Origin of the sequence: Nocardia sp. NPDC087230 (assembly GCF_044744725.1) — a bacterium.
GTDB classification, from domain to species: domain Bacteria; phylum Actinomycetota; class Actinomycetes; order Mycobacteriales; family Mycobacteriaceae; genus Nocardia; species Nocardia canadensis.
The window spans coordinates 105,997-129,436 of sequence record NZ_JBIUYV010000003.1; the positions used below are offsets into that span (position 1 = coordinate 105,997).

Here is a 23,440-nt window from a genome sequence, read left to right on the forward strand (position 1 = left end):
GGCGCCCACCGCGTTACCCGCTATGCGGACCCTAGTCCGGATGGCGGAAGGTGATGACGATGGCGACGGCGCAGGTTCAGGTCATTCCGGGTGCGCGGCGCGCGCACTGGTGGAACGCCTGGCTCGATTCCCGGCAGTCCTTCCCGGCGACGGGCAACTTCGTGCTCGAGGACAACGCCCACGGGCTGCTGCTGGTGCACAACGAGGACACCGTCGGCCCGGGCGAAGGGTTCGACACCCATCAGCACCGCGACACCGAGATCCTCACCTGGGTCCTGGAGGGCACCGTCGTGCACCAGGATTCCGCCGGGCATTCCGGCGTGATCCACCCGGGCCTGGCCCAGCGGATGAGCGCGGGCACCGGCATCCGGCATTCCGAACGCAACGGCGCCGGCTACCGGGAGCGTGAGCGCCTGCACGTCGTGCAGATGTGGATCCCGCCGGACACCCCGGGCGTCACGCCGAGCTACCAGGAACTCGACATCGCCGACGAGCTGCGCCGCAACACCCTGCTGCCCGTCGCCTCCGGCATGCCGCGCCACCGCGACCACGCCGCGATCGGCATCGGCAACCGGCACGCCACGTTCCATGTGGCGCGGCTGGATCCGGGCCGCTCGATCACCGTGCCGGACGCGCTGTACGGGCACGTCTTCGTCGCGCGCGGCTCGGTCGAGTTCGAGGACCACGGCGCGCTGGCGCAGGGCGACGCGGTGCGTCTGACCGCCGCCGGCGGCCACCGCGTTACCGCGTCGACCGCCGCCGAACTGCTGATCTGGGAGATGGACGCCGCCGTGCGCGACTGAGCGCCGGGGCGGCCGGATCTCAGATCTTGCGGATGACGGTGACGACCTTGCCGAGAATTTGCGCGTCGTTGCCCGGAATCGGTTCGAAGTGCGGGTTGTGCGGCATCAGCCACACGTCCTTGCCGGTGCGCTTGAACGTCTTCACCGTCGCCTCGCCGTCGATCATGGCGGCGACGATGTCACCGCCCTCGGCGACGTTCTGCTGCCGCACCACGACCCAGTCGCCGTCGCAGATGGCCGCGTCGACCATGGACTGGCCCACGACCTTCAGCAGGAACAGCGAGCCGTCGCCGACGAGCTCGCGGGGGAGCGGGAAGACGTCTTCCACGGCCTGCTCGGCCAGGATCGGCCCACCGGCGGCGATTCGGCCCAGGACCGGAACGAAGGTCGGCGTCGGCCTGGCCGCGTCCACCTCGTCGGGCGCGTCGACGGGCAGCGTCGTCACCGAGCGGACCGCTTCGTCGAGACCGCGAACATTCACCGCGCGCGGACGATTCGGGTCGCGACGCAGGTACCCCTTGCGCTCGAGCGCGCGCAGCTGATGCGCCACCGAGGAGGTGGAGGTGAGCCCGACCGCGTCCCCGATCTCGCGGATGCTGGGCGGATAGCCGCGTTCGGTCACCGAGGTACGGATGACGTCGAGGACCGTGCGCTGACGCACGGTGAGATCCGCACCGGATCCCGATGTGACGGTGCCGGTAGCGCTTTCGTCACCCGTGTCGTCTGTGTGGGTCACCGTGTCCCGCCCTTCCGCTGGTCGATTTCGCCTTTCCGAGGCTAGTCGTGCCACGCCGAAGTATCAAACATCTGTTCGAGCATGTCGGGCGTTTCGTGCTGACATCGTCTCCGCGGCGTGGTAGAAATCGAACATCAGTTCGTCGCACAGGTGTTCGAACAAAGTGTGACACAGCGGCTTCACCAGCACTTCCTTCAGCAGCGGAGCACACCACCCCGGAGGTTCTTCCGATGAGCACAGCGACCAGCGCCCTGCGTTCCCACGACCACGCCGCCTACCCCGAGCCGATCGTCCGGCGCCGCCGCGACGCCCGGGCGCGACGGCCGTTCTCGCTCGTGCGCGGCGTCGGCGCCGGCTCGATCGTCCGTCGGCCCGCGCCGGTGCCGCCGCCGCTGCCGCCGCGACCCGAGGTCTCGCGCGGGCCCGCTGCCGAGGTGTTCGCCGCCTACGGGGCCGACGGTCTGGCCGTCGCCCGCGGCGTACTGGCGGCGGCGTCGCAGCGGCCCGCCGACGCCGAGCTCGACCTCGCCTTCGCCACGGTGCCGCAGACGGATTCGCCGCGCCGCACGCGTGAGCCGGTCCGGACCGAGCGCGGGCCGCGGCAGGCGAGCCGTCCCGCCGAGGCGGCGCTGTACGCCCGGGTGTCCGGGGTCGGGCGGGCCGGGGGAGTGCATCCGGTGCGCCGGGTCGAACAGGCGCAGATCGGTTTCGCCGCGCTGGCGGTGGCGGCCTTGGTGACCGCGCTCGTCGTCGTGGCCTTCCTCGGCCTGGCGCACCTGCGCGCGGGGAGTTTCGGTGACCGGTTCGAACCGGCGGAGCCGGGGATCTCGCAGTCGGTGGACGCGGGCGCGGGTGGACTGTCCGGGACAGTTCGCTGAGGTGAAAATGCCTGAACAGAACGGGTTTTCGGGTAGTTTCGGCGACCGTGAAGATCGGCCGCGTCCCCGAAAAGCGCCCCAGAACTAGAACGTGTTGTTACGGTGACGGGCATCCTGAACCGAGGCGGGTAGGGGCCTCGGCGTAACCGGATGCGAGGTCATGTGCGCCGCTACTCGATCGTTGTGCTGCTCGGTCTGCTCCTGGGTGCGGTGCTGACGCCACCGGCCCACGCGACCCCCGGCTACGCCGACTATCTCGATCTCCCCGCGCTCAACGCCGACGGCGAATTCGGCGGCGGTCTGCACCCGGCGTTGCCCCTGAGCGAACCTCCACTGCGCGCCGCGCTGGACGCCGCGCGCGCCGACGGGATCGCGCCCCCGCGCTATGCCGCCCTGCTGCACCAGTATTGGCTGGTCGTCTCCACCGGCAACGCGGCCATCGATCTGGCTGCCTGGGAGCCCTCTCGCGGTGTGGCCGCCAACTCGGCGACCTTCAGCCAGGTGTATGTCAACTACTTCCGCATCGCCGCCGCCCGGCCCGACTTCTACTGGGCGGGCCTGGCCGGCATCGCGGGTGGCTCGTTCGCCTCCGGCTTCTTCGACGTCGGTGACATCGGCGCGGTGCTCTCGGTCGGTGGGATCCACGAACTCGGTACCGCCGTCGCCGAACTGCTGCGGGCCACCCCGCCCGAGCTCGTCGCCGAGGTGCCCGCCGACATCACCGGGCTGGCGCTGCACGGCCCGCGCCTGACCGCCGCCGACCTCGCCTGGTACCAGACCCGGCTGATGATCATGCAGAAGCACATCTTCACCGACCTGGTTCCGCAGCACGAGGTCTATCTGGCCGAGGGGATGGCGGGCATCGACGAGCTGTTCGCCGCCGGCGTGATCGACGAGAGCATGCGCACCGCCTGGGCGGGTATCGACGGCGGCACCGCGGCGGGCCGGGCCGACGCGCTGGTCCGGATGACCGACCGCGAACAGAACCACATCGTCGCCGACCAATGGGACGTCACCGCGGCCGGTCGCGACGGCATGGGCCGGGTTCTCACCTACGTCACCACCGTGGCGGGCAAACCGGCGGTGCCCGGCGTCCGCGCGCCCGGGGTGTACGCCCCGGCGACGGTGCGCGCGGGCGGACTCGGCCTGCGGACGCCGCTGCCCGACTTCAACTGGGCCGACCGCGACGACCGCTGGGCCTACATCACCGCCGACCTGGTGCCGCGCCATCTGGACCTCACCGCCGACGCGGCCCGCGCTGTGTCGGTGTTCGCCGAACCCTTCCCCGTCAAGCTCACCCGCGGCCGGATGCTCGCCCGGTTACCCGAGTTGATCGCGGACCTGACCACGCAGTGGCAGGTGGTGCAGTAGTGACAGGTATTCTGTCAAGTGCCATGGAGTGCGCCTCGACGAAGGAACCCTCGGATGCATTGCCCGTATTGCCGACACCCTGACTCGCGAGTCGTGGACTCGCGTGAAGTCGAGGAGGGCACGGCGATCCGCCGTCGGCGGTCGTGTCCGTCCTGCGGTCGCCGGTTCACCACCGTCGAGACAGCGATCCTGTCGGTGGTCAAGCGCAGCGGCGTCACCGAGCCGTTCAGCCGCGAGAAGGTGATCGTCGGTGTCCGCCGTGCCTGCCAGGGCCGCGAGGTCGACGACGACGCGCTCAACCTGCTGGCCCAGCAGGTCGAGGACGCGGTGCGCGCCAAGGGTTCTCCCGAAGTTCCGAGCCACGAGGTCGGCTTGGCCATCCTGGGCCCGCTGCGGGACCTGGACGAAGTGGCCTACCTGCGCTTCGCCTCGGTGTACCGATCCTTCACCAGCGCGGCCGATTTCGAACGCGAGATCACCGAGATGCGCAAGGCGCGCGCGGCGGCCGTCGCGACGACCGACTGACGCGCCCCGCTCACCGCCGGATCGCGCCGATCGCCTTCTCGATCCGCTTGACCGACACCGGGTACGGCGTGCCGAGCTTTTGCGCGAACAGGCTCACCCGCAGTTCCTCGATCATCCACCAGATCTCGGTGACGTCGCGGGCATGCTTGCGGCCCTCGGGCAGACTTCGCACCAGCTTGTCGTAGGCCGCCAGCATCCGGTCGACCTCGACCATGCCCTGGCGATCGCGCACCGCCGAGCCGGGCAGCGATTCCAGGCGCTGCGCCGCGGCGAGCAGATAGCGGGGCAGTTCGCGTAGCCTGGCCCGACCCCATTCGGCGACGAAACCGGGGAACAGCAGGTCGTCGAGCTGCTGACGGACATCGTCGGCGATGTCGGCCTCGGTGGTGTCGGCCAGGGCAGCGCGGGCCCGGTGCGCGGCCGACAGGACCGGCGCGACGGCCCGGATCAGTCCGGTCACCGCGCCCGCCAGCTGTGGCCGGACGGTGGCGACCAGCGCGTCGAACTCCTCGGGTGTCCGGACCGGCCCGCCCGCGGCGGCGATGAGTTCGTCGGCGGCGGCGACCCGGCAGTCCTCGACCAGCTTGTCCAGCGATCCGTCGGGGTTCTGGCTCAGCGCCAGGCGGTCGGCGGCGGGCAGTCCGGCGGTGACGGCGCGGGTGGAGGTCGGGATCGCGGCGAGCAGCAGGGTGCGCACGCCGGCGCGCATGGCGGCGGCCTGTTCGGCCGGGGAACTGAGCACCCGCACGGCCACCCCCTCGCCCTCGGGCACCAGCGCCGGATACCCGGTCACGGTCTGCCCGGCCACCTCCCGGCGCACCGTCGGCGCCACCGAGCCCAGCGACTCGGAGGTCCACACCGTCGTGGCCGGGCGTTCGGCGCCCGCCGTGGCCTTGGCCACCGACGCCGAAACCTGCGCGGCCAGCTGGGTTTTCAGCTGGGCCAGGTTCTTCGATGTGGCCAGGACGGTGCCCCGGCCGTCGACGGCGGCGAAGGTCATCCGCAGATGATCCGGAAGCGCGGTGGGCGAGAGATCGTCGGCGGTGATGGTGACCGAACCCAGCCGCGACAGCTCCCTGGCCAGCCCGGTGCGCAACGGTTCGGACCGGGGGACCAGCTCGCGCAGCGCGGCCGCCGCGAAGTCGGGCGCGGGAACGACCTGGCGGCGCAAGGTCTTCGGCAGGGTCTTGATGAAGGCCGCGGCCAGTTCCTCGCGCATGCCCGGAACCAGCCAGTCGAAGCCGACGGCCCGCACGTGGGCGAGCTGTTCGACCGGGATGCGCACGGTCACGCCGTCGTCGTCCTGGCCGGGTTCGAACTGGTAGGTCAGCGGGAAGCTGAGCTCACCCTGGCGCCAGGCGTCGGGGAAATCGGTCGGGTCGAGCGCGGCGGTCCCCGCGTTGACCACGGTCTCGGTGGCGAAGTCGAGCAGGGCGGGGTCGGTGCGTTCGGCCTTGCGCCACCAGCTGTCGAAATGCCGGACCGAGACGATGTCGGCGGGGATGCGCTGGTCGTAGAACTCGAACAGCACCTCGTCGTCGACGAGGATGTCGCGGCGGCGGGCGCGATGCTCGAGATCGGCGACGTCGTCGATCAGCGCGCGGTTGCGGGCGAAGAAGCCGTGCCGGGTCTGCCATTCGCCCTGGACCAGGGCGTGCCGGAGGAACAGCTCGCGCGACAGTTCCGGATCGATGCGCCCGTAGTCGACGGGACGGCCGGTGACCAGCGGCACGCCGTAGAGCGTGGCCCGCTCGTAGGCCCGGGCCGCGCCGCGCTTGGACGACCAATGTGGTTCGGAGTAGGTGCGTTTGACCAGATCGCCCGCGAGCCGCTCGGCCCACTCGGGCTCCACCTTCGCCGCGATGCGGCCCCACAGCCGCGAGGTCTCCACCAGCTCGGCCGCCATCACCCAGCGCGGCGGCTTCTTGGCCAGCGAGGATCCGGGGAAGATCATGAACTTCGCGTTGCGCGCGCCCAGGAACTCCCGTGACTCCGCCTCGCGCACACCGATATGCGAGAGCATGCCCGCCAGCAGGGACTGATGGATCTGCGCGCTCGGCCACGGCATCGCCGCCTCAGCCGCCGAATCCGCAGCTTCGCGACCGCCTTTCGCCGTCGCGGCGCTCGTGATCGAATTCCGCCCGGGCCGCGATGCCGCTGCGCCGCGCCCGCCTCGGGCGGAGCCGCCGCCGGGCCGACTCGATGACTGCTCGCCTTGCCCGTCCTCGGCGGTCGACTTCGGTAGCGCGCGGTCGGCGCGTCCGCGTCCGCGACGACTCCGGTTCGGGGTCGCACCGTCCTCGACCGCGACGACGGCATTCTCGCGAGGCGTGCCCGCGGCGTTCCAGCCGAGCCCGCGGGTGATGGTGCGCAGCTGACCGTGCAGATCCTGCCACTCCCTGATCCGCAGGTAGTGCAGGAACTCGTCGCGACACATCCGGCGGAACTGGTTGGACGACAACGACTTGCGCTGCTCGGTCAGGTAGTCCCACAGGCGCAGGTAGGCCAGGAAATCCGAACCGTCGACGGTGAAGCGCGCGTGCTGGGTGTCGGCGGCCTGCTGATGGTCCACCGGTCGCTCGCGCACATCCTGGATGGACAGCGCCGCCACGATCACCAGCACCTCGTCCAGGCACCCGTTGCGATGCGCTTCGACGAGCATGCGCGCCATCCGGGGGTCGACCGGCAGCTGCGACATCTCCCGGCCGATCGGGGTGAGCGTGAGACGGCCACCCGAATCCGCTTCGCCGTCCACCGCTTTCGCGCTGCCGTGGGCCAGCGCGCCCAGTTCCTCCAGTAGCGCGATGCCGTCGCGGATGGCGCGGCGATCGGGTGCCTCGACGAAGGGGAAGCTCTCGATGTCGCCCAGCCCCAGCGCCGTCATCTGCAGGATGACCGCGGCGAGGTTGGTGCGCAGGATCTCCGGTTCGGTGAACGCGGGCCGCGACTCGAAATCGTCCTCGGAGTACAGGCGGATGCAGATGCCGTCGGCGACTCGGCCACAGCGGCCCGAGCGCTGCCGCGCCGAGGCCTGCGAGACCGGTTCGATCGGCAGCCGCTGCACCTTGGTGCGCATCGAATAGCGGGAGATGCGGGCGGTGCCGGGGTCGACCACGTAGCGGATGCCGGGCACGGTCAGCGAGGTCTCGGCGACGTTGGTGGCCAGCACCACCCGGCGGCCGGTGTGCGGGGCGAACACCTTGTGCTGCTCGGCCGCCGACAGGCGCGCGTAGAGCGGCACGATCTCGGTGCGGGGGAGTTTCAGATCGCGCAGGGCGTCGGCGGTGTCGCGGATCTCGCGTTCGCCGGACAGGAAGACCAGCACGTCGCCGTCGCCCTCGGCGAACAATTCGGTGACCGCGTCGGCGATGGCGTCGGTGGGGTCGCGATCGACGACGCGGGTGTCCTCGTCGTCGTCCTCGGTGCCGGGCAGTTCCAGTGACAACGGGCGATAGCGCAGCTCGACCGGGTACGACCGGCCCGACACCTCGACGATCGGCGCGGGCGTGCCCTGCGCGTCGGCGAAGTGGCGGGCGAACAGCTCGGGATCGATGGTGGCCGAGGTGATGATCACCTTGAGATCGGGGCGCTGGGGCAGCAGCTGTTTGAGGTACCCGAGCAGGAAGTCGATATTGAGGCTGCGTTCGTGCGCCTCGTCGATGATGATCGTGTCGTAGCGGCGCAGCAGCCGGTCGCGCTGGATCTCGGCGAGCAGGATGCCGTCGGTCATCAGCTTGACCAGCGTGCGGTCGGAGGCCTGGTCGGTGAAGCGGACGGTGTAGCCGACCACGTCACCCAGCTCGGTGCCCAGTTCCTCGGCGATACGCTCGGCCACGGTGCGCGCGGCCAGGCGCCGTGGCTGGGTGTGGCCGATGGTGCCGCGGATGCCGCGGCCGAGCTCGAGGCAGATCTTCGGGATCTGGGTGGTCTTGCCGGAGCCGGTCTCCCCGGCCACGATCACGACCTGGTGCGCGGCGATGGCGGCGGCGATGTCGTCGCGGCGCGCGGAGACCGGGAGTTGCTCGGGGTAGGTGATCGGCGGGACCGCCGCGCGGCGATTCGCCACGCGGGTTTCGGCGGCGGCGATCTCCGCCTCGAGAGCGGGCAGGTGCTCGGGGCGCGACCGGTCGAGCTTGCGCCGGAGCCGGTGTTCGTCGCGCAGCGAGACCTCCGCCAGGCGGGTGCGCAGCGCGCGGGTACCGGTGCTAGCTGTCCTGGTCATTGCGCCTACCAGCCTAGCGAAGCCCGCCACCGGTTTTCCCGCCACGCCGTCGACGGCCGGTGTGGTCGAGACCAACGACACACCGGCGGCGGGTGCTGTTCGCCCGCGCGTGTCCGGTCCGGTCGCGGTCGATGCGGCGACGCGACATTCCAGACCGGCGTTTTCGCGGTCGCCGCATGCGATGATCCCGACATGAGCGCAGCGATGGGCACGGCGTGGTGGATCAGGATTCTGCGGATCGGGTTCGGCGTCCTCGGTGCGGTCGCGCTGCTGTGGATTCCGGTGCGCAACATCGACTCCGCGACGTTCTCGCTGGCCAACTATCTGAGCTACTTCACCGTCGAATCGAACATCCTCGGCGTGATCGCCTTGCTCGTGGGCGGGCTGCTCGCGCCGCAGGGGCGTGGCTGGCAGCTGTTCCGCGGCGCGGCCACGCTCTACATGCTCATCACGATGGTCGTGTACGCGGTGTTGCTGTCGCGCATCGACGTGATGCTCAACGACAAGTGGATCAACGATGTGATGCACCGGTATCTGCCGTTGGTGCTGTTGCTGGACTGGCTGCTGGTCGCGATGCCGCAGCGGCTGCGGCCCAGCCCGCAGCTGATCGGGCAGTGGCTGATCTTCCCGCTGGTCTACGGCGTGTACAGCTTGATCCGCGGACCCATCGTCGACTGGTATCCCTATCCGTTCATCGATCCGCGCCAGCAGGGATACCTGTCGATGGCCATCGGCCTGGTCGTGCTGACGCTGGTCTTCGCGGCGCTGGCGGTTGCCATGGCGTCGCTGGGCGATCTGCCGGCCTGGTGGCGCGAACGCAGGTCCGCGGACTGAGACATGCGCGAGTCCGCCGAGCGGGACCGCTCCGGTTCGGGTAAGTGTGGAGCCATGAATGCGCTCTGGCATGGATTCGCCGATATGGGCGCCGTCACTCGTGACGGTGCGTTCGTCGTCGCCCGTGGCGACGGTGCCTACGTCTACGACACCGCGGGCAGGCGATACCTCGACGCCACCGCCGGACTCTGGTTCGCCAATGTCGGGCACGGTCGCGCCGAGATCGCCGACGCGGTCGCCGAGCAGTTGCGCACGATCGCGCACTACTCGAACTTCGGTGATCTCACCGAGCCGCCGACCCAGGAACTGGCCGAGAAGCTGTCGCGGATCGCGCCGGTGCCGGGCAGCAAGATCTTCTTCACCTCCGGCGGTTCGGACTCGGTGGAGACCGCCGCCAAGCTGGCCCGCCGGTACTGGCACGAGCTGGGCCGCACCGACAAGAAGATCCTGGTCGGGCGCCGCCTGGCCTACCACGGCATGCATTACGCGGGCACCTCGATCGGTGGTCTGGCCGGTAATCGGGAAGGCTACGGCGAACTGGTCACCGACACCCGCACCGTCGAATGGGACGACGCGAAGTCGCTGCTGGCCCTGATCGAGGAGATCGGCGCCGAGCAGATCGCGGCGTTCTTCTGCGAGCCGATCATCGGCGCGGGCGGGGTGTACCTGCCGCCGGCGGGCTACCTGGCCGAGGTGCGCCAGATCTGCCGCGACCACGAGATCCTGTTCGTCGCCGACGAGGTGGTGACCGGCTTCGGCCGGATCGGCGGCAGCTGGTTCGCCTCCACCAAGTTCGGTCTCGAACCCGACCTGGTGACCACCGCCAAGGGGCTGACCTCGGGCTATCTGCCGATGGGCGCGGTGTTCATCGCACCGCATCTGGCGGAGCCGTTCTTCGCCGGTGGCGTCTGGTGGCGGCACGGCTACACCTACGGCGGGCACGCGGGCGCGGCGGCCGCGGCGCTGGCCAATCTGGCCATCATCGAACGCGAAGGACTGCTCGAGGAGGCGGCCCGCCTGGAGAGCACCCTGCACACGCTGCTCGCGCCGCTGGCCGAGCACCCGCGCGTCGCCGAGGTCCGCAGTGGTCTCGGCGCGGTGGCCGCCGTGCAGCTGGCCGATCCGTCCGAGGGCCCCGGCATGGTGAAAACCCTGCGCGAGCACGGCATCTCGGGCCGCGCCGCCGGGCAGGGCGCGATGCAGATCTCGCCGTCGTTCGTGATGACCGACGCCCAGGTCGTCGAGCTCGTCGAGGGCTTCACCCGCGCTCTGGGTTGATCGCCCACGGGGTCGGCGGCAGATGCTACCGACCCCGTTCCAGCCGCTCGGCCCGGTCGTTGAGGTAGCGCTGTTCGGGGACGCTGGCGGTCAGCCGCGCCGCGCGGCGGTAGTTCTCGAGCGCGTCGTCGATGGCGCCGGTCAGTTCGAGCAGATGGGCGCGCACCGCGTAGGTCCGATGGTGGCGCGCCATCACCGGATCGTCGAGCAGTGGCGTGACCATGGCCAGCCCGGCCGCGGGCCCGTCCGCCATCCCGACCGCGACCGCGCGGTTGAGGGTGACGATCGGGCCGGGCGCGATCCGGTCGAGCATGTCGTAGAGCACGCGGATCTGCGCCCAGTCGGTCGCGCCCCACGTCGTGGCTTCGGCGTGCACCGCCGCGATCGCCGCCTGCACCTGGAATCGGCCGACATGGCCTCGGGGCAGCACCCGTTCGAGGATCGCGACACCCTCCTCGATCGCCTGCCGATCCCAGCGGGTCCGGTCCTGCTCGGCCAGCGGGACCAGGTCACCGCCGCGCATCCGGGTCGCCGAGCGGGCGTGGGTGAGCAGCATCAGCGCCAGCGCGCCCGCGATCTCGTCGTGGTCGGGGATCGCCGCGGCCAACGCCCGGGTCAGCCGGATCGCCTCCTCGGACAGGTCTCGATCCACCAGCGCGCCACCGGCCGAGCGGGTGTGGCCCGCCACGAACAGCAGGTGGCAGACATCGAGCACGGCCGCGATCCGGGCCGGGAGCGCGTCGGCATCCGGCAGCGCGAAGCGGGCGCCCGCCGCCCGCAGGGTGGCGCGAGCCCTGGTGAGCCGCTGGGTCATGGTGCGCTCCGGCACGAGGTAGGCGGCGGCGATCTGCGCGGCGCTCAGCCCGCCGACCGCGTGCAGGGTGAGCGCTACCTGTGAGGAGCGGCTCAGGCTCGGGTGACAGCACAGCAGGAACAGGCGCAGGGTGTCGTCGCCGTCGTCGGGCACGACCTGATCGGCGGGTGGGGCGAGACCACTGTCGGCGGGCCGCGCCACCGCGACGGCCGCCTCGCGCCCCGACCGCGCCTGATCGGCCCTGACCCGATCGATCAGCCGCCGCGCGGCCACGGTGATGAGCCAGCCCCGGGGATTGGCGGGCAGTCCGTCGGTGCCCCACTGCGCGGTCGCCGCCTCGGCGGCCTCCTGGGCGGCGTCCTCGCAGTCGCCGAGATCGCCGTGCCTGCGCAGCAGGGCGGCCAGGACGTAGGGCGCCTCCCGGCGCCAGACGTCCTCGACCACCCGCTGATTCACTGGTCGTCGCCGCCCGGCCACATCGTCGGCCGCAGTTCCACGGTCTCACCCGGCCCGGCGAACCGGGCGACGATCTGTTCGGCCCGCTCCTGGCTCTCCACATCGATCAGGAAGAACCCGGCCAGGTGTTCCTTGGCTTCGGAGTAGGGTCCGTCGCTGACCAAGGGCTTGCCGTCGGCCCAGCGATACAGCCGCGAGGTCTCCGGCGCCGCCAGCGCCTCCCCGGTGACCAGCTCGCCGCGCTCGTGCAGCTCGCCGAGCAACTGCTCGAACTCCGCGTTGCCCCGGTCCCGCTCCGCCTGCGACAGCGCCTGGTATTCGGGCAGGTAGTCGCTGGTGGGATGGCCCCACGGCTGCGGGTTGGAATGGATCAGGATCACGTACTTCATCTCGGCTCCTCACGATCGTCGATGCGCCCGTCTCGGCCCATCCTCACCCGGAACGTCGGAGCCGATCGGGTGTTGTCGACATCGCGGGTCAGCCGAGGGCGAGAGTGAAGAACTGGCTGTGCGGATCGAGGACGTAGTCGGCGAACGGCCCGCACTCGGTGAAACCGTGCCGCAGGTAGAGGCGGCGCGCGGGGGCGAAGAACTCGTGGGAGCCGGTCTCCAGGCTCAGTCGCGCATAGCCGCGCCGCCGTGCCTCCGCGACGATGCCGGCCAGCACGCCCGCGGCGACGCCACGGCCGGTGAACCCGTCGGCGGTGCGCATGGATTTGATCTCGCCGTGGGCGGGGTCGAGTTCCTTGAGCGCACCGCACCCGGCCAGCTCGTCGCCCACCCAGGCACTCCACACCGTGACAGCGGGATCGCGCAGGGCGGCCAGATCGAGGGCGTGCATGCTGTCGGCGGGGGAGTTGGCGGCCATCTCGGTGTGGTGGCCGGTCAGCAGGTCGCGGATGGGGGCGCCGGAGAGATCGTCGACCGTCACGCGCAATGCCTGCGCCGAGGCCACGGAGTGTGCGTCGGACATCGGTCCATGATCCGTCATCACCGGTGCGCGCGTTCGCGTGGGGGCAAACGCCCCCGCGGGCACCGTGGTCGATGCGAGCATGGGGAGCGCGGGTCTCGACTCGAAGGTGGTGGGGTGTGGCCGAATTCGTTGAGCACTATGCACTCGTGCGGTGGCCGGTGGTCGCCGCGTTCGTGCTGGCGACGATCATCGTCGCGCGGCGGTTGACCGGCCGGGTGGCACCCAGCCACCGGGTCGACGCGGCGGCCGACAGCGCCCACCTGCTCATGTGCCTGATGATGCTGGCGATGCTGGTGTTCCCCGCCGCGACCCATCCGCTGGCCGTGCGCGGCGTGCTCACCGCACTCACCGTCGCCTTCGCGATCCTGCTGGTCGAGCGTGTTCTCGACCGGGGGGCCGCGGCGGGGCCGGACGGCGTGCTCGCACTCGGCTACCACACGCTGGCGGCCGCGGCGATGCTGTACGCGATGGCCGGTCACGGTGGCGAGCACGAGAGCGGTCCGGGCTGGCCCGCGGCGGCGCTGGCCGCGCTGTTCGCGCTCGACGCCCTGCTCGCGCTCGGTACCATCGGTCACGGCCCGCGCCCGCACCGGTTCGTCCACCCCGTCGGCGCCCATCCACTGACCTCGGCGCTGATCCCCCATGTGGTGATGGATATCGGTACCGCCTTCATGCTGATCGCCGCGATCGGGTAGTGAATACCGATCCACAACCGCTCGCGCTGCGAATTGCCGTTGTGTGGACAGGAATTCGACGATGAACCGGCAGCGTAGTCCCGACCCGGCGGCCGGTGGCGTCGAGCGGTCCGTCCCCGACCTCCCGTCCGAGCCCGACGACCGCGACGCGCTGCGCACGCTCTTCCGGGCCACCGGGGCCGCGGCCTTCGGTCTCGCGCTGCGGATACTGCACCGCCGGGGCGCGGCCGAAGACGTTGTCCGCGAGGGATATCGGCGGTTGCGCACGACACCGTGGACGGTCGATCCCGAGCCGCCGGCGCCGCCGGGCGACCCCGCGGCGGACTCCGGTCCCGATCTCGGGACACCCTGGGGCCGTTCGGCATTCGTCGGCGGTCAGCGTCGCGACACCGGTTTCGGCCGCGGCGCGGTCTACGATCGCGACGGCTCCCGGGTCGGCGGCGTCCGCCCGCCCGCGTCCGAGCCGGAGCTGCTGGCCCCCTATGTGGGTCGCGGCGAACCGGAGTTCAGCGCCGAGCAGACCTGGCTGCTGGCCCAGGTCCATCGGCTCGCCGTGCAACGGCTGCGGCTGGACCGCCACGACCGCGACGACATCCCCTGGCTCGCCGCCTCGGCCCGGCTCGGTTTCGCCGACCCGCTCGACAGTCACTGCGAGGTGTTCGTGCTCGCCTACTACGGTGGGCGCACCTACCGGGCGATCGGCCGCGAACTGGGCCTGCGGGTGCCCGCTGTCACCCGGCTGCTCGCCGAGAGCGTGGAGCGGCTGGCCGAGCAGCGGACCCTGCCCGTGGGCCCCGCGCGATCCTGGAGCCCCCCGGGCTCACTGCTCGCCTTGGCCGACGCCTACGCCCTCGACGCGGTCGCCGAACTCGAACACCACCACATCGAGAACAAGCTGGCCACCGTGAGCCCGGCCGGCCTGGCACAGTTCGCCGACCGGGTCCGGGGGGTGCACGACGTGCTCGCCCGCCTGGCGGTCGAGGACCAGCGCACGCCGCCCCGGCACCTGGAAGCCAGGATCCTGGCCGACCTGACCAGCCCCGACACCTCCCGACGGGGGCACTGGACCGCCCGGCCACCCTGGCTGCGCCGCTTCGGCGGCCCGCCGGGCCACTGAGCTCAGAGCACCACCACGTGGTCCTCGGCGACCCGCCCGCCCAGGCGCACCCAGCCGTCGGAATCCCATTCGGTGTAGAGCTGAGACCCCTGTCCCTGGGTCACCACCAGGCCGCGGCGCAACTGCGCGGTGAGCGCGACCGCGGCCGCACCGGTCGCCTCGTCCTCGGCGATCCCCATGGCGGGGGCGAACATTCGCGAGCGCAGGGCGCCGCGCGGTTCGTCGGTCCAGGCCCAGAAGTAGTGCTGGCCGGTGGTGATGTCCTCGGGCCGCAGCAGCGCGAGCTCCTCCGCCGAGGCCAGCTCGTGGAAGGTGAAGTCCGGCGCCCACTCGGCGCGGGCGGTGATCCAGGTCAGGCCGTCGGTCTGGGTGACGGCGACCGGACCGGCGGGCACCTGCAGGGTGTGGACCGGCGTCCGCTGCACGGCCAGCCACCACGCGGTGCCCACGCTCGGATGCCCGGCGAACGGCAGTTCCACGGTGGGCGTGTAGATCCGGACGTCGGCGACCCCGTCCACGGGATCCTGTACGACGGTGGTCTCGCTGAAGCCCAGCCGGGCGGCCAGCTCCTGCTTGTCGAGCGCGACGACATCGCCGGCCCGGGCGATGCCGAGCGCGTTGCCGAGCTGCCCGGCGGGATCGGTGAACACTCGGACGACCTCGACCTGGATGTCCGGGGCATCGGGCACATCATGTGCGTTCATGATCGCGAGCCTACCGGCCGGTACGCGGGCGTGACGGGATCGCGCGGGCCCGGTCGTGTCCTCGGGAAACGACCGCGGCCCCCGCCCGGAATCCGGTCGGGGGCCGCGGTGGGGTCACCTCAGACGGTGGCCGAGGCCAGGGCCTCGGTGGACTGCACCGCCTGGCCGACACCGGCGACGATGGCCGCCGCGCGCAGCGACTCGAAGATCACCTCGCGCGACGCACCGGCCTCGCGCAGCGTCTTCTCGTGCGCTTCCAGGCAGTGCGCGCAGCCGTTGATCGAGGAGACCGCGAACGACCACAGCTCGAAATCGGCCTTGTCGACGCCCGGGTTGCCGATAATGTTCATCCGCAGACCGGCGCGCAGGTCGTCGTAGCGACCCTCCAGGAACGCCTTGCCGCGGTAGAACACGTTGTTCATGCCCATGATCGACGCGGCACCCAGCGCGGCCTCGTAGGCCTCCGCGGAGAGCACGTCGGCGGCTTCCTCGGCGATCTCGCGCAGCGTGGTCGCCGAGCGGGTCGCGGCGGCCGAGGCGAGCAGGGTGCCCCACAGCTGCTGCTCGCTGAGCACCGTGGTGCGCGCGATCGAGGACAGATTGAGCTTGAGGTCCTTGGCGTACTCGGGGAGGGAGTTCTTCAGGTTCTCGATGCTCATGACAGTGGGGCTCCTCTGGGGTATTCGGTGGGAAAGGTGGATCAGACGCTGGCCGAGAGCAGTTCGCCCGCGTTGATGGTCGGATCGCCCTTCTTCCAGTTGCAGGCGCACAGCTCGTCGGACTGCAGGGCGTCGAGCACGCGCAGCACCTCGTCGACGTTGCGGCCGACCGAACCGGCGGTCACCGAGACGAACTGCACCTCGTTGTTCGGGTCGACGATGAAGGTGGCGCGGTCGGCGACACCGTCGGCGTTGAGAACGCCGGTGGCGGTGGCCAGTTCACGCTTGAGGTCCGACAGGATCGGGAAGGGGAGGGTCTTGAGATCCTCGTGCTGGGCGCGCCACTGGAAGTGCACGAACTCGTTGTCCACCGAGGCGCCGAGGACCTGCGCGTCACGGTCGGCGAACTCCTCGTTCAGCTTGCCGAACGCGGCGATCTCGGTGGGGCACACGAAGGTGAAGTCCTTGGGCCAGAAGAACACGATGCGCCACTTGCCCGCGTGGTCGTCGCTGGTGATCTGGGTGAAGTAGTCGTCCGGCTGCTGCGCGTCGACCTTCGACAGGTCACCTCCGATGACGGCCTTGAGGTTGTATGCCGGGAACTGGTCGCCGATGGTCAGCAGAGCCATGCTCATCTCCTCATTCGTGGTGTGGTCGCGCTCGTCGTGTGAGCCCGTAGGGATCTTGCCGAAAGCGTACTGAAAGGTAAAGCCGATTGCTCGTCGTACACTGATAGGCGTGACTGATCAGACTTATCAGCCAACCCTGTCGCAGCTGCGTGCGTTCGTCGCCGTCGCCGAATACCGGCATTTCGGTACCGCCGCAGCGCGTTTGACTGTGAGCCAACCCACGTTATCGCAGGCGTTGGCATCATTGGAAAACGGACTCGGGCTGCAGCTGATCGAGCGCAGTACCCGCCGCGTACTGGTCACCGCGGCCGGGATGCGGCTGCTGCCGCAGGCGATGGCGACCCTCGAGGCCGCCGACCGCTTCGTCGCCTCGGCGACCGGTGACGGGCTCGGCGGCGTCCTTCGCCTGGGCATCATCCCGACCGTGGCGCCCTACGTGCTGCCGGGGCTACTGCCCGAGCTGCGCCGCAAACTGCCCACGCTGGTGCCGCAGGTGGTGGAGGACCAGACCGCCCGGCTGCTCGACGGACTGCGCACCGGCGTCCTCGACGTCGCGTTGCTCGCGCTGCCCACCGAGGCGCCCGGTCTGGTCGAGATCCCGCTGTACTCCGAGGAATTCGTGCTTGTCACCCCGCGCGGGCACGAGCTGGCCGGGCGCACCGATCTGGCCGCGCCGGTGCTGGCCGACATGCCCCTGCTGCTGCTGGACGAGGGGCACTGCCTGCGCGACCAGACCCTCGAACTGTGCCGCACCGCCGAGGTGCACCCCGGTGCGGTCGGCGACACCCGCGCCGCCTCGCTCACGACCGTGGTGCAGTGCGTCGCGGGCGGTCTCGGGGTGACCCTCATCCCGCAGATGGCGGTGGCCGCCGAGACCGCTCGCGCCACGCTCGACACCGCGCGCTTCGCCGATCCCGCGCCGGGCCGCACGATCGGGCTGGCATATCGGGGGTCATCCGCGCGAGCCGAGGATTACGAATACCTCGCAGCGGTGATCAGATCGAAGCGGCCCTTTTAGATCTCATCTGTTCGTACGACGATATTCCGGGCCGTCGGTGCTGTCCTTTATAGGGTGACGATTCCGTCATGGAGTCGGCACGACAAATGTGGGAGACAGTCTAAGGAATGGCCATGTACAAGATTCGTTCAACCATCGCGGTGCTCGCCTGTGCACCGATGATCGCCCTAGGTGCCGGTGTAGCCGGCGCAGCGCCCGCGGCGGACCCCGTCCCCGTCGCACCGGTGCCGGTCCAGGTCGAGCCTGTTGTGTTGTCACCGTTCATCACGATCCCCGGTGCCTTCCTCGCATGCGGCATCGTCTTGATCACGGTCCCCATCTTGTTCCCGGTCTGCGTGGTCTGACACGCAGATGCCGAAAACAGGAAGCACTCGAGGCACTCCCGCACATCAGCGCGGGAGTGTCCCTATGACACGGGGTCGGTGGTGGACTCTCGCCGCCGCACTGCTGCTGATCTGGGGTACCGCCGGGACCGCGCAGGGAGCTGCCCCGGTGACCCTCGGTGGCGGCTCGGGCATCGTCCTCGACGACGGCTCCACCTGCACACTCACGACCATCGGCCGAGATGGTTCCGGTCGGCTGGTCGGCTTCACCGCCGCGCACTGCGCTGCGGCCGGTGCGGGCATGGGTGTGGCCGCGGAGGCCGATCCCGAGGCGGGCAACGTCGGCACGATCGCGCTGGTGGGCAGCGACCTGGACTACGCGGTCATCGCCTTCGACGAGGGCGCGGTGATCCCGGTGAACCACGTCGGCTCGACCACGATCACCGACGTCGGAGTGCCCGCGCAGTTCCCGGCCGTCGCGTGCAAGGAGGGACGAACCACCGGGCAGACCTGTGGCCTGGTCTACGGGGACGTCTTCGGTGGCGCCTCGTGGACGTTGACCCAGATCTGCGTGATCGTCGGCGATTCGGGCGCGCCCGTCGTCGTCGGTTCGACGCTCGTCGCGATCGTCAACGGATATATCGGGCTGCCGTGTATCGGTCCCCAGGTCGGCGCGAATTTCTCGCTGATTCTCGCCGACGTCGACGCGCAGGGTGGAATCGGCGCGGGATACCATCCGATTTGATGCGCGAATAGTTACTGCGCGGAAATGGCAGTGGTCAACAACAGCCGGACCAATTCGGCCTGACGGTGTGTTTTCGTCTTGGCGAAAATATGCTGCAGGTGGGTGCGGGCGGTGAATACCGAGACCGAGAGCTGGTCGGCGACGGCGGGCAAGCCGTCGCCGCGCAGCACTCCCATGGCCACCAGGGTCTCGGCATCGGTCAGGCCGTACAGATCGTGCAGCGCCGTCGGCTCCGGTTCGGGGTCGTGGTCCGGATCGGCGACCAGGAGCAGCACCGCGCGGTCCCACAGTCCGTCGCCGGCGATACCGTCGAGCGGGGAGACCCGCAGGATCAGCGGCTTGCGGCCGGAGTTGCGCGCGACCGCGACGTTGCCGCTGCTGTAGTCCGGTCCCGCGGCCTGGTCGATGAGTGAGCGCAGCCGGAGCTGGGTGGTCGACGAACCGGCCCGCAGGCAGCCGAAGGTGTCCACCGACAACCCGTCCGACTGCCGGGTGATCCGCTCGGCCATCGAGTTGGCGAAGACCACCGCCGCGTCGGTGGTGACGATCATGATCCCGTAGTGCGCCTGCTCCAGGGTCGCGAGCGCCAAGGCCCGGTCCCGCGACAGCGCGACCAGCCGGGACTGCGTTCGCAGGGCCCCGCGCAGGTGTGGCACCAGCACCCGCAGCAGCGCCAGGCTCGCGGGGTGTCCGGTGATCGACTGGTGATCGGGCATCGTCAGGCAGATCCACGACGACGGGCGATCGTCGCTGAGCCGGGCCAGGAGGCTGTTGGACAGGCCGTTGGCGTTCACCTGATCGGCGAGGGCGCTGTCGTGCCCCGGCACGGCGAACAGATCGTCGCTGGTGGCGGTGCTGCCGACCGGAAGCTGTTGCACCCGCTCGGCGATGTGCTCGAGCCGGGTCGACAGATCCGGCGGGCAACCGGCCCCCGAGGTCTTGATCGCGAAGCGGGCGGCGGCCGGATCGGCGATGACGAGAAATCCGTGGACCGCGCCGAAGGTGTCGGTGATCTCCCCGATGACCGAGTCCCATCGGTCCGGGTCGTTGCCTGCGGCGTAGATCGCGGCGATCAAGTTCGAAAAACGTTGTAGCGCTATCGACATGATGGCCTTTCCTCGACCACGGGTCGTCGGCGCGCTGCCGTCGTGCGGCGAGCGCCGCCCGGGAGGTCCCAACCTTCGAATCGTAGTCGATCTTCGCGCGGGGCGAAATGCCCTCCGCTGCCGTCCGGGTGCGCCCGCAGGCCCCTCACCTGCTATCTTGAACGTCGTTCAATTCCGTGGTGAAGGATGTCAGCCGTGCCCGATGTCGAGAAATCCCCTAAGCCCGCGGTCGGTTTCGCCGCGCGGGACCTGGCGCAGATCGCGGTGTTCGCGGCGCTGATCGCCGCCCTGGGGCTGCCGGGCGCGATCACCGTCGGGTTCAGCGGTGTCCCGATCACTCTGCAGACCCTCGGGGTGATCCTGACCGGCGCGATCCTCGGCGCGCGCAAGGGCACCGCCGCGGTCGCGGTCTTCATCGCGTTGACCCTGATCGGCCTGCCGCTGCTCTCCGGCGGCCGCACCGGCCTGACCGCGCTGGCCTCGCCGACCGCGGGCTATCTGATCGGCTGGATTCCCGCCACGCTGGTGATCGGCGCGCTGACCGCGCTGATCCTGCCGAAATATCCGATCGTGCCCGGCCTGCTGATCAACGCGCTCGGCGGCATCGTGGTCATCTACCTGTTCGGCACCGCGGGTCTGCTGATCCGCACCGATCTCGGGGTGTGGGCCGCGGTGTCGACCAACTTCGCGTTCGTGCCCGGTGACCTGGCCAAGGTCGTCATCGCCACGGTCGTGGCCAAGGGCGTGCACCGGGCCTACCCCGGACTGATCCGTGGCTGAGCGCGTGGCCGGGCGGCGCGCGTGAGCGAGATCGTCCTCGACGCGGTGGGGCACCGGTTCGGTGAGCGGACCGTGCTGCGCGAGATCGACCTGCGAATCACCGAACGGCGGGTCGGTCTCATCGGCGCCAACGGCTCGGGGAAGTCGACGCTCGCCCGGATGCTCAACGGCCTGCTGACGCCGACGTCGGGCACCGTCACCGTCGACGGGATCGACGCCGCCCGCAAGGGTGCGCAGGTGCGGCGCAAGGTCGGCTTCGTGTTCACCGATCCCGACACCCAGATCGTCATGCCGACCGTCGCCGAGGATCTGGCGTTCTCGCTGCGGCGCAGTGGTCTGGGCAAGCCCGAGATCGCGGCCAGGGTGGCGCGGATGCTCGACCGGTTCGGCCTGTCCGCGCACGCCGACCATCCGGCGCATCTGCTCTCGGGCGGGCAGAAGCAGTTGCTCGCGATCGGCTCCGCGTTGATCCGCGAACCCGAGGTGATCATCGCCGACGAGCCGACCACCCTGCTGGATCTGCGCAACGCCCGCCGGGTGTCGGCGGCGCTGGCCGCCCTCGACCAGCAGGTGATCGTGGTGACCCACCAGCTCGCCCTGCTCGACGGCTTCGATCGAGTCGTGGTGCTGGACAACGGGTCCGTCGCCTACGACGGCCCGCCCGCGGAGGCGGTCGACGCCTACCGGCGGCTCGTCGCATGATCGGCCTCTACAGCCCGGGCGATTCCCCGCTGCACCGGCTGCCCGCGGGGGTGAAGCTGGCGTTGCTGGTCGCCGCGATCGTCGCGATGACGGTGTTCGTGCGCGGTCCGCTCGGTGTCGGCGGTCTCGTGCTCGTGATCGTCTGCCTGTTCGCGCTCGCGCGGATCTCCTGGCGGGTGGCGCTGGCCCAGCTGCGCCCGGTGCTGTGGATGACCCTGATCATCGGCGCGTTCCAGCTGCTGACCACCTCGCCCACCCGGGCGGTCGTCGTCTGCGGGGTGCTCCTCGCTTCGGTCGCCCTCGCGGCCCTGGTCACCGTGACGACCCGGGTGACCGACATGCTGGACGCCCTCACCCGCGCCCTCGGCCCGCTGCGCCGGGTCGGGGTCGATCCCGAGCGGGTGGGGCTGCTGCTGGCGCTGGCCATCCGCTGTGTCCCCCTCCTGGCGCAGATCGTGCACGACGTCGCCGAGGCGCGCCGGGCCCGCGGGGTGTCCTGGTCGGCGACCGCCCTGGTCACGCCCGTGCTCGTGCGGGCATTGCGGACCGCCGACGCGATGGGGGAGGCGCTGGCGGCCCGCGGCGTCGACGACGACTGAGCGGTCACCCTTGCCATTAGTAGACGACCGGTCGTATAGTTACTCGCATGGCACGACCCCGGCGTAGCGACGACACGCGAGCACTCCTGATCGAGGAGGGCGCGGTCGGTCTGCTGTTCAACGGCTACCACGGCACCGGCATCAAGCAGGTGCTCGACAAGGTCGGCGTACCGAAGGGGTCGTTCTACAACTACTTCGACAGCAAGGAGAGCTTCGCGCACGCGGTGATCGAGCATCACTCGCTCTGTGTGCAGCGCAACCTGGCCGAGGCGTTCACCGGTGCGCCCGATGCGCTTACCGGTCTGCGTCGCTTCTTCGCCACGCTCACCGCGGATTTCGTGGCCCGCGACTTCACCGGCGGCTGCCTGATCGTCAACCTCGGCGGCGAGCTCGAGGGCAGCGAGACGCTGCGCACCGCTCTGTCGGCGGCCTGGGCTGCCTGGCGTGATGGTGTGGCGGGCGCGCTGCGCACCGCGCAGGCGGAGGGGACGGTGCGCGCCGACCTCGACGCCGTCGACCTCGCCGATCTGCTCCTCGAATCCTGGGAGGGCGCGGTGATCCGGATGAAGATCGATCGCACCGTCGAGCCGCTGGACAAGTGTCTGCGGCGCCTGCTCGACGACTACTTCCGGCCGTAACCACGTCACTATCCGACCGATTGGTCTCAACTTCCGGTCGCCTATTCAGAGACGACCGGTCGTCTTACATCTGAGAGGAACAGCCGATGCCGACTCCGAAAACGGTCGTCGTGACCGGGGCATCCAGTGGAATCGGGCGCGATGTCGCTCGCGCCTTCGTCGCCCGTGGTGACGCGGTGGTGCTGGGCGGGCGCGACCCCGACAAGCTCGCCGAGGTCGCCGCGGAACTGGCCGCGCCCGATCGGGTGGCCACCGTGGCAGGCGACATCGGTTCGCCCGCGACGGGTTCGGCGTACGTGCGGGCCGCCCTGGACCGATTCGGCCGGGTCGACGCGCTGATCAACAGCGCGGGCGTCTTCGGGGCGACCCCGTTCGTGGACGTCACCGAGGCCGAGCTCGACCGCTACCTCGGCGGCAACCTCAAGGGCACCTACTTCACCACCCAGGCCGTGGTGCGGCAGCTGCTCGCCCAGGGCGACGGCGGCAGCATCGTCAATATCGGCACCGTGCTCATCGATCACGCGATGACCGGGCTGCCCGCCTCGGCCGCGCTGATCAGCAAGGGAGGTGTCCACGCCCTGACCACCAGCCTGGCCGCCGAGCTGGCGCCGGCGCGGATCCGGGTGAACGCGGTCGCGCCCGGCATCATCCGCACCCCGCTGTTCGGTGACGGCGACGAGCGCGCCGCCGCGAGCGCGGCCCTGCTCGGCCGGATCGGTGAAGTCGCCGACACCACCGCGGCCGTGCTGTACCTGACCGATGCCGAGTTCGTCACCGGCCACATCCTCCCCGTCGACGGCGGGTTCATTTCGGGTAGAGCGGCGTAGAAAGGAAAC

General features: G+C 70.4%; 25 protein-coding genes. 16 read left to right on the forward strand and 9 right to left on the reverse strand.

The window, feature by feature from the left end:
- Nucleotides 1-59 precede the first annotated feature (59 nt).
- Nucleotides 60-803, forward strand: a complete 744-nt coding sequence (locus tag ACIO52_RS12545; RefSeq protein WP_316575494.1) for a pirin family protein — start codon at nucleotides 60-62, stop codon at nucleotides 801-803.
- Nucleotides 804-822: 19 nt separating this feature from the next.
- Here ACIO52_RS12545 and lexA read toward each other — a convergent pair whose 3' ends face one another.
- Nucleotides 823-1,464 (reverse strand): transcriptional repressor LexA, encoded by a 642-nt coding sequence (gene lexA / locus ACIO52_RS12550; protein ID WP_374104813.1) that lies wholly within the window; start codon nucleotides 1,462-1,464, stop codon nucleotides 823-825.
- Between the two features lie 305 nt (nucleotides 1,465-1,769).
- On the opposite strand from lexA, the gene ACIO52_RS12555 reads away from it, so the two are divergent.
- From ACIO52_RS12555 to nrdR, 3 genes are all read left to right on the forward strand, one after another.
- Nucleotides 1,770-2,417, forward strand: coding sequence for a hypothetical protein (locus ACIO52_RS12555; protein ID WP_316575493.1), 648 nt, complete (start codon nucleotides 1,770-1,772; stop codon nucleotides 2,415-2,417).
- A 150-nt stretch (nucleotides 2,418-2,567) separates the two neighbouring features.
- Entirely contained in the window at nucleotides 2,568-3,788 is a 1,221-nt protein-coding gene (locus ACIO52_RS12560) for a hypothetical protein (protein ID WP_402643708.1), read from the forward strand.
- Nucleotides 3,789-3,842: 54 nt separating this feature from the next.
- Entirely contained in the window at nucleotides 3,843-4,313 is a 471-nt protein-coding gene (nrdR, locus tag ACIO52_RS12565; RefSeq protein WP_218716483.1) for a transcriptional regulator NrdR, read from the forward strand.
- Nucleotides 4,314-4,323: 10 nt separating this feature from the next.
- Here nrdR and hrpA read toward each other — a convergent pair whose 3' ends face one another.
- A complete protein-coding gene (gene hrpA, locus ACIO52_RS12570; protein WP_402643712.1) occupies nucleotides 4,324-8,535 on the reverse strand; it encodes an ATP-dependent RNA helicase HrpA in 4,212 nt (1,403 codons plus the stop codon).
- A 192-nt stretch (nucleotides 8,536-8,727) separates the two neighbouring features.
- On the opposite strand from hrpA, the gene ACIO52_RS12575 reads away from it, so the two are divergent.
- Both ACIO52_RS12575 and ACIO52_RS12580 read left to right on the forward strand, forming a co-directional pair.
- A complete protein-coding gene (locus ACIO52_RS12575; protein WP_402643714.1) occupies nucleotides 8,728-9,369 on the forward strand; it encodes a Pr6Pr family membrane protein in 642 nt (213 codons plus the stop codon).
- Nucleotides 9,370-9,423: 54 nt separating this feature from the next.
- Nucleotides 9,424-10,647, forward strand: a complete 1,224-nt coding sequence (locus tag ACIO52_RS12580; protein ID WP_402643717.1) for an aspartate aminotransferase family protein — start codon at nucleotides 9,424-9,426, stop codon at nucleotides 10,645-10,647.
- Nucleotides 10,648-10,672: 25 nt separating this feature from the next.
- On the opposite strand, the gene ACIO52_RS12585 is transcribed toward ACIO52_RS12580, so the two are convergent.
- From ACIO52_RS12585 to ACIO52_RS12595, 3 genes are all read right to left on the reverse strand, one after another.
- Nucleotides 10,673-11,917, reverse strand: coding sequence for an RNA polymerase sigma factor (locus tag ACIO52_RS12585; protein ID WP_402643722.1), 1,245 nt, complete (start codon nucleotides 11,915-11,917; stop codon nucleotides 10,673-10,675).
- Nucleotides 11,914-12,306, reverse strand: a complete 393-nt coding sequence (locus ACIO52_RS12590; RefSeq protein WP_218716488.1) for a YciI family protein — start codon at nucleotides 12,304-12,306, stop codon at nucleotides 11,914-11,916. The genes ACIO52_RS12585 and ACIO52_RS12590 overlap by 4 nt, the downstream gene beginning before the upstream one ends.
- An 88-nt stretch (nucleotides 12,307-12,394) precedes the next feature.
- Nucleotides 12,395-12,889 carry a GNAT family N-acetyltransferase gene (locus ACIO52_RS12595; RefSeq protein WP_218716489.1) on the reverse strand — a complete coding sequence of 165 codons (495 nt, stop codon included), beginning with the start codon at nucleotides 12,887-12,889 and terminating at the stop codon, nucleotides 12,395-12,397.
- A gap of 116 nt (nucleotides 12,890-13,005) precedes the next feature.
- Between ACIO52_RS12595 and ACIO52_RS12600 the strand changes: the two genes are divergently transcribed.
- Both ACIO52_RS12600 and ACIO52_RS12605 read left to right on the forward strand, forming a co-directional pair.
- Nucleotides 13,006-13,584: a DUF5134 domain-containing protein gene (locus ACIO52_RS12600; RefSeq protein ID WP_402643726.1), complete on the forward strand. Its 579-nt coding sequence runs from the start codon at nucleotides 13,006-13,008 to the stop codon at nucleotides 13,582-13,584.
- A gap of 61 nt (nucleotides 13,585-13,645) precedes the next feature.
- Nucleotides 13,646-14,701 carry an RNA polymerase sigma factor gene (locus tag ACIO52_RS12605; RefSeq protein ID WP_218716491.1) on the forward strand — a complete coding sequence of 352 codons (1,056 nt, stop codon included), beginning with the start codon at nucleotides 13,646-13,648 and terminating at the stop codon, nucleotides 14,699-14,701.
- 2 nt (nucleotides 14,702-14,703) lie between these two features.
- On the opposite strand, the gene ACIO52_RS12610 is transcribed toward ACIO52_RS12605, so the two are convergent.
- From ACIO52_RS12610 to ACIO52_RS12620, 3 genes are all read right to left on the reverse strand, one after another.
- Nucleotides 14,704-15,405, reverse strand: a complete 702-nt coding sequence (locus tag ACIO52_RS12610) for a PhzF family phenazine biosynthesis protein (protein ID WP_218716492.1) — start codon at nucleotides 15,403-15,405, stop codon at nucleotides 14,704-14,706.
- Between the two features lie 119 nt (nucleotides 15,406-15,524).
- Complete coding sequence (locus ACIO52_RS12615; protein WP_218716493.1) at nucleotides 15,525-16,064, reverse strand: carboxymuconolactone decarboxylase family protein; 540 nt, start codon at nucleotides 16,062-16,064, stop codon at nucleotides 15,525-15,527.
- Between the two features lie 41 nt (nucleotides 16,065-16,105).
- Nucleotides 16,106-16,693: a peroxiredoxin gene (locus tag ACIO52_RS12620; protein ID WP_218716494.1), complete on the reverse strand. Its 588-nt coding sequence runs from the start codon at nucleotides 16,691-16,693 to the stop codon at nucleotides 16,106-16,108.
- A 109-nt stretch (nucleotides 16,694-16,802) separates the two neighbouring features.
- On the opposite strand from ACIO52_RS12620, the gene ACIO52_RS12625 reads away from it, so the two are divergent.
- The 3 genes from ACIO52_RS12625 (at nucleotide 16,803) to ACIO52_RS12635 (ending at nucleotide 18,779) form a co-directional block, all read left to right on the forward strand.
- Nucleotides 16,803-17,711, forward strand: coding sequence for a hydrogen peroxide-inducible genes activator (locus tag ACIO52_RS12625; protein WP_218716495.1), 909 nt, complete (start codon nucleotides 16,803-16,805; stop codon nucleotides 17,709-17,711).
- Nucleotides 17,712-17,818: 107 nt separating this feature from the next.
- Entirely contained in the window at nucleotides 17,819-18,055 is a 237-nt protein-coding gene (locus tag ACIO52_RS12630) for a hypothetical protein (RefSeq protein ID WP_218716496.1), read from the forward strand.
- A 64-nt stretch (nucleotides 18,056-18,119) separates the two neighbouring features.
- Complete coding sequence (locus tag ACIO52_RS12635; protein ID WP_218716497.1) at nucleotides 18,120-18,779, forward strand: S1 family peptidase; 660 nt, start codon at nucleotides 18,120-18,122, stop codon at nucleotides 18,777-18,779.
- Between the two features lie 11 nt (nucleotides 18,780-18,790).
- Here ACIO52_RS12635 and ACIO52_RS12640 read toward each other — a convergent pair whose 3' ends face one another.
- Nucleotides 18,791-19,885 carry a LuxR family transcriptional regulator gene (locus ACIO52_RS12640; protein ID WP_218716498.1) on the reverse strand — a complete coding sequence of 365 codons (1,095 nt, stop codon included), beginning with the start codon at nucleotides 19,883-19,885 and terminating at the stop codon, nucleotides 18,791-18,793.
- Between the two features lie 186 nt (nucleotides 19,886-20,071).
- Between ACIO52_RS12640 and ACIO52_RS12645 the strand changes: the two genes are divergently transcribed.
- The 5 genes from ACIO52_RS12645 (at nucleotide 20,072) to ACIO52_RS12665 (ending at nucleotide 23,431) form a co-directional block, all read left to right on the forward strand.
- Nucleotides 20,072-20,665: a biotin transporter BioY gene (locus tag ACIO52_RS12645; protein ID WP_218716499.1), complete on the forward strand. Its 594-nt coding sequence runs from the start codon at nucleotides 20,072-20,074 to the stop codon at nucleotides 20,663-20,665.
- 21 nt (nucleotides 20,666-20,686) lie between these two features.
- The gene (locus ACIO52_RS12650; RefSeq protein WP_218716500.1) at nucleotides 20,687-21,367 is read left to right on the forward strand and encodes an energy-coupling factor ABC transporter ATP-binding protein; all 681 of its coding nucleotides are present in this window, start codon (nucleotides 20,687-20,689) and stop codon (nucleotides 21,365-21,367) included.
- Entirely contained in the window at nucleotides 21,364-21,966 is a 603-nt protein-coding gene (locus tag ACIO52_RS12655) for an energy-coupling factor transporter transmembrane protein EcfT (RefSeq protein ID WP_218716501.1), read from the forward strand. Before ACIO52_RS12650 ends, ACIO52_RS12655 begins: the two co-directional genes overlap by 4 nt.
- Nucleotides 21,967-22,013: 47 nt before the next feature.
- On the forward strand, nucleotides 22,014-22,604 hold the full coding sequence (locus tag ACIO52_RS12660; protein WP_316575488.1) for a TetR family transcriptional regulator C-terminal domain-containing protein: 591 nt from the start codon (nucleotides 22,014-22,016) through the stop codon (nucleotides 22,602-22,604).
- Nucleotides 22,605-22,690: 86 nt separating this feature from the next.
- Nucleotides 22,691-23,431: an SDR family oxidoreductase gene (locus ACIO52_RS12665; protein ID WP_342801578.1), complete on the forward strand. Its 741-nt coding sequence runs from the start codon at nucleotides 22,691-22,693 to the stop codon at nucleotides 23,429-23,431.
- Nucleotides 23,432-23,440: the final 9 nt, after the last annotated feature.

Bases quoted from the DNA above. Each gene is read 5' to 3' on its own strand.
- ACIO52_RS12545 (WP_316575494.1), top strand. From the start codon at position 60: ATGGCGACGGCGCAGGTTCAGGTCATTCCGGGTGCGCGGCGCGCGCAC.
- ACIO52_RS12555 (WP_316575493.1), top strand. From the start codon at position 1,770: ATGAGCACAGCGACCAGCGCCCTGCGTTCCCACGACCACGCCGCCTAC.
- ACIO52_RS12560 (WP_402643708.1), top strand. From the start codon at position 2,568: ATGCGAGGTCATGTGCGCCGCTACTCGATCGTTGTGCTGCTCGGTCTG.
- nrdR (WP_218716483.1), top strand. From the start codon at position 3,843: ATGCATTGCCCGTATTGCCGACACCCTGACTCGCGAGTCGTGGACTCG.
- hrpA (WP_402643712.1), bottom strand. From the start codon at position 8,535: ATGACCAGGACAGCTAGCACCGGTACCCGCGCGCTGCGCACCCGCCTG.
- ACIO52_RS12575 (WP_402643714.1), top strand. From the start codon at position 8,728: ATGAGCGCAGCGATGGGCACGGCGTGGTGGATCAGGATTCTGCGGATC.
- ACIO52_RS12580 (WP_402643717.1), top strand. From the start codon at position 9,424: ATGAATGCGCTCTGGCATGGATTCGCCGATATGGGCGCCGTCACTCGT.
- ACIO52_RS12590 (WP_218716488.1), bottom strand. From the start codon at position 12,306: ATGAAGTACGTGATCCTGATCCATTCCAACCCGCAGCCGTGGGGCCAT.
- ACIO52_RS12595 (WP_218716489.1), bottom strand. From the start codon at position 12,889: ATGTCCGACGCACACTCCGTGGCCTCGGCGCAGGCATTGCGCGTGACG.
- ACIO52_RS12605 (WP_218716491.1), top strand. From the start codon at position 13,646: ATGAACCGGCAGCGTAGTCCCGACCCGGCGGCCGGTGGCGTCGAGCGG.
- ACIO52_RS12610 (WP_218716492.1), bottom strand. From the start codon at position 15,405: ATGAACGCACATGATGTGCCCGATGCCCCGGACATCCAGGTCGAGGTC.
- ACIO52_RS12615 (WP_218716493.1), bottom strand. From the start codon at position 16,064: ATGAGCATCGAGAACCTGAAGAACTCCCTCCCCGAGTACGCCAAGGAC.
- ACIO52_RS12620 (WP_218716494.1), bottom strand. From the start codon at position 16,693: ATGGCTCTGCTGACCATCGGCGACCAGTTCCCGGCATACAACCTCAAG.
- ACIO52_RS12630 (WP_218716496.1), top strand. From the start codon at position 17,819: ATGGCCATGTACAAGATTCGTTCAACCATCGCGGTGCTCGCCTGTGCA.
- ACIO52_RS12635 (WP_218716497.1), top strand. From the start codon at position 18,120: ATGACACGGGGTCGGTGGTGGACTCTCGCCGCCGCACTGCTGCTGATC.
- ACIO52_RS12640 (WP_218716498.1), bottom strand. From the start codon at position 19,885: ATGTCGATAGCGCTACAACGTTTTTCGAACTTGATCGCCGCGATCTAC.
- ACIO52_RS12645 (WP_218716499.1), top strand. From the start codon at position 20,072: ATGTCAGCCGTGCCCGATGTCGAGAAATCCCCTAAGCCCGCGGTCGGT.
- ACIO52_RS12655 (WP_218716501.1), top strand. From the start codon at position 21,364: ATGATCGGCCTCTACAGCCCGGGCGATTCCCCGCTGCACCGGCTGCCC.
- ACIO52_RS12660 (WP_316575488.1), top strand. From the start codon at position 22,014: ATGGCACGACCCCGGCGTAGCGACGACACGCGAGCACTCCTGATCGAG.
- ACIO52_RS12665 (WP_342801578.1), top strand. From the start codon at position 22,691: ATGCCGACTCCGAAAACGGTCGTCGTGACCGGGGCATCCAGTGGAATC.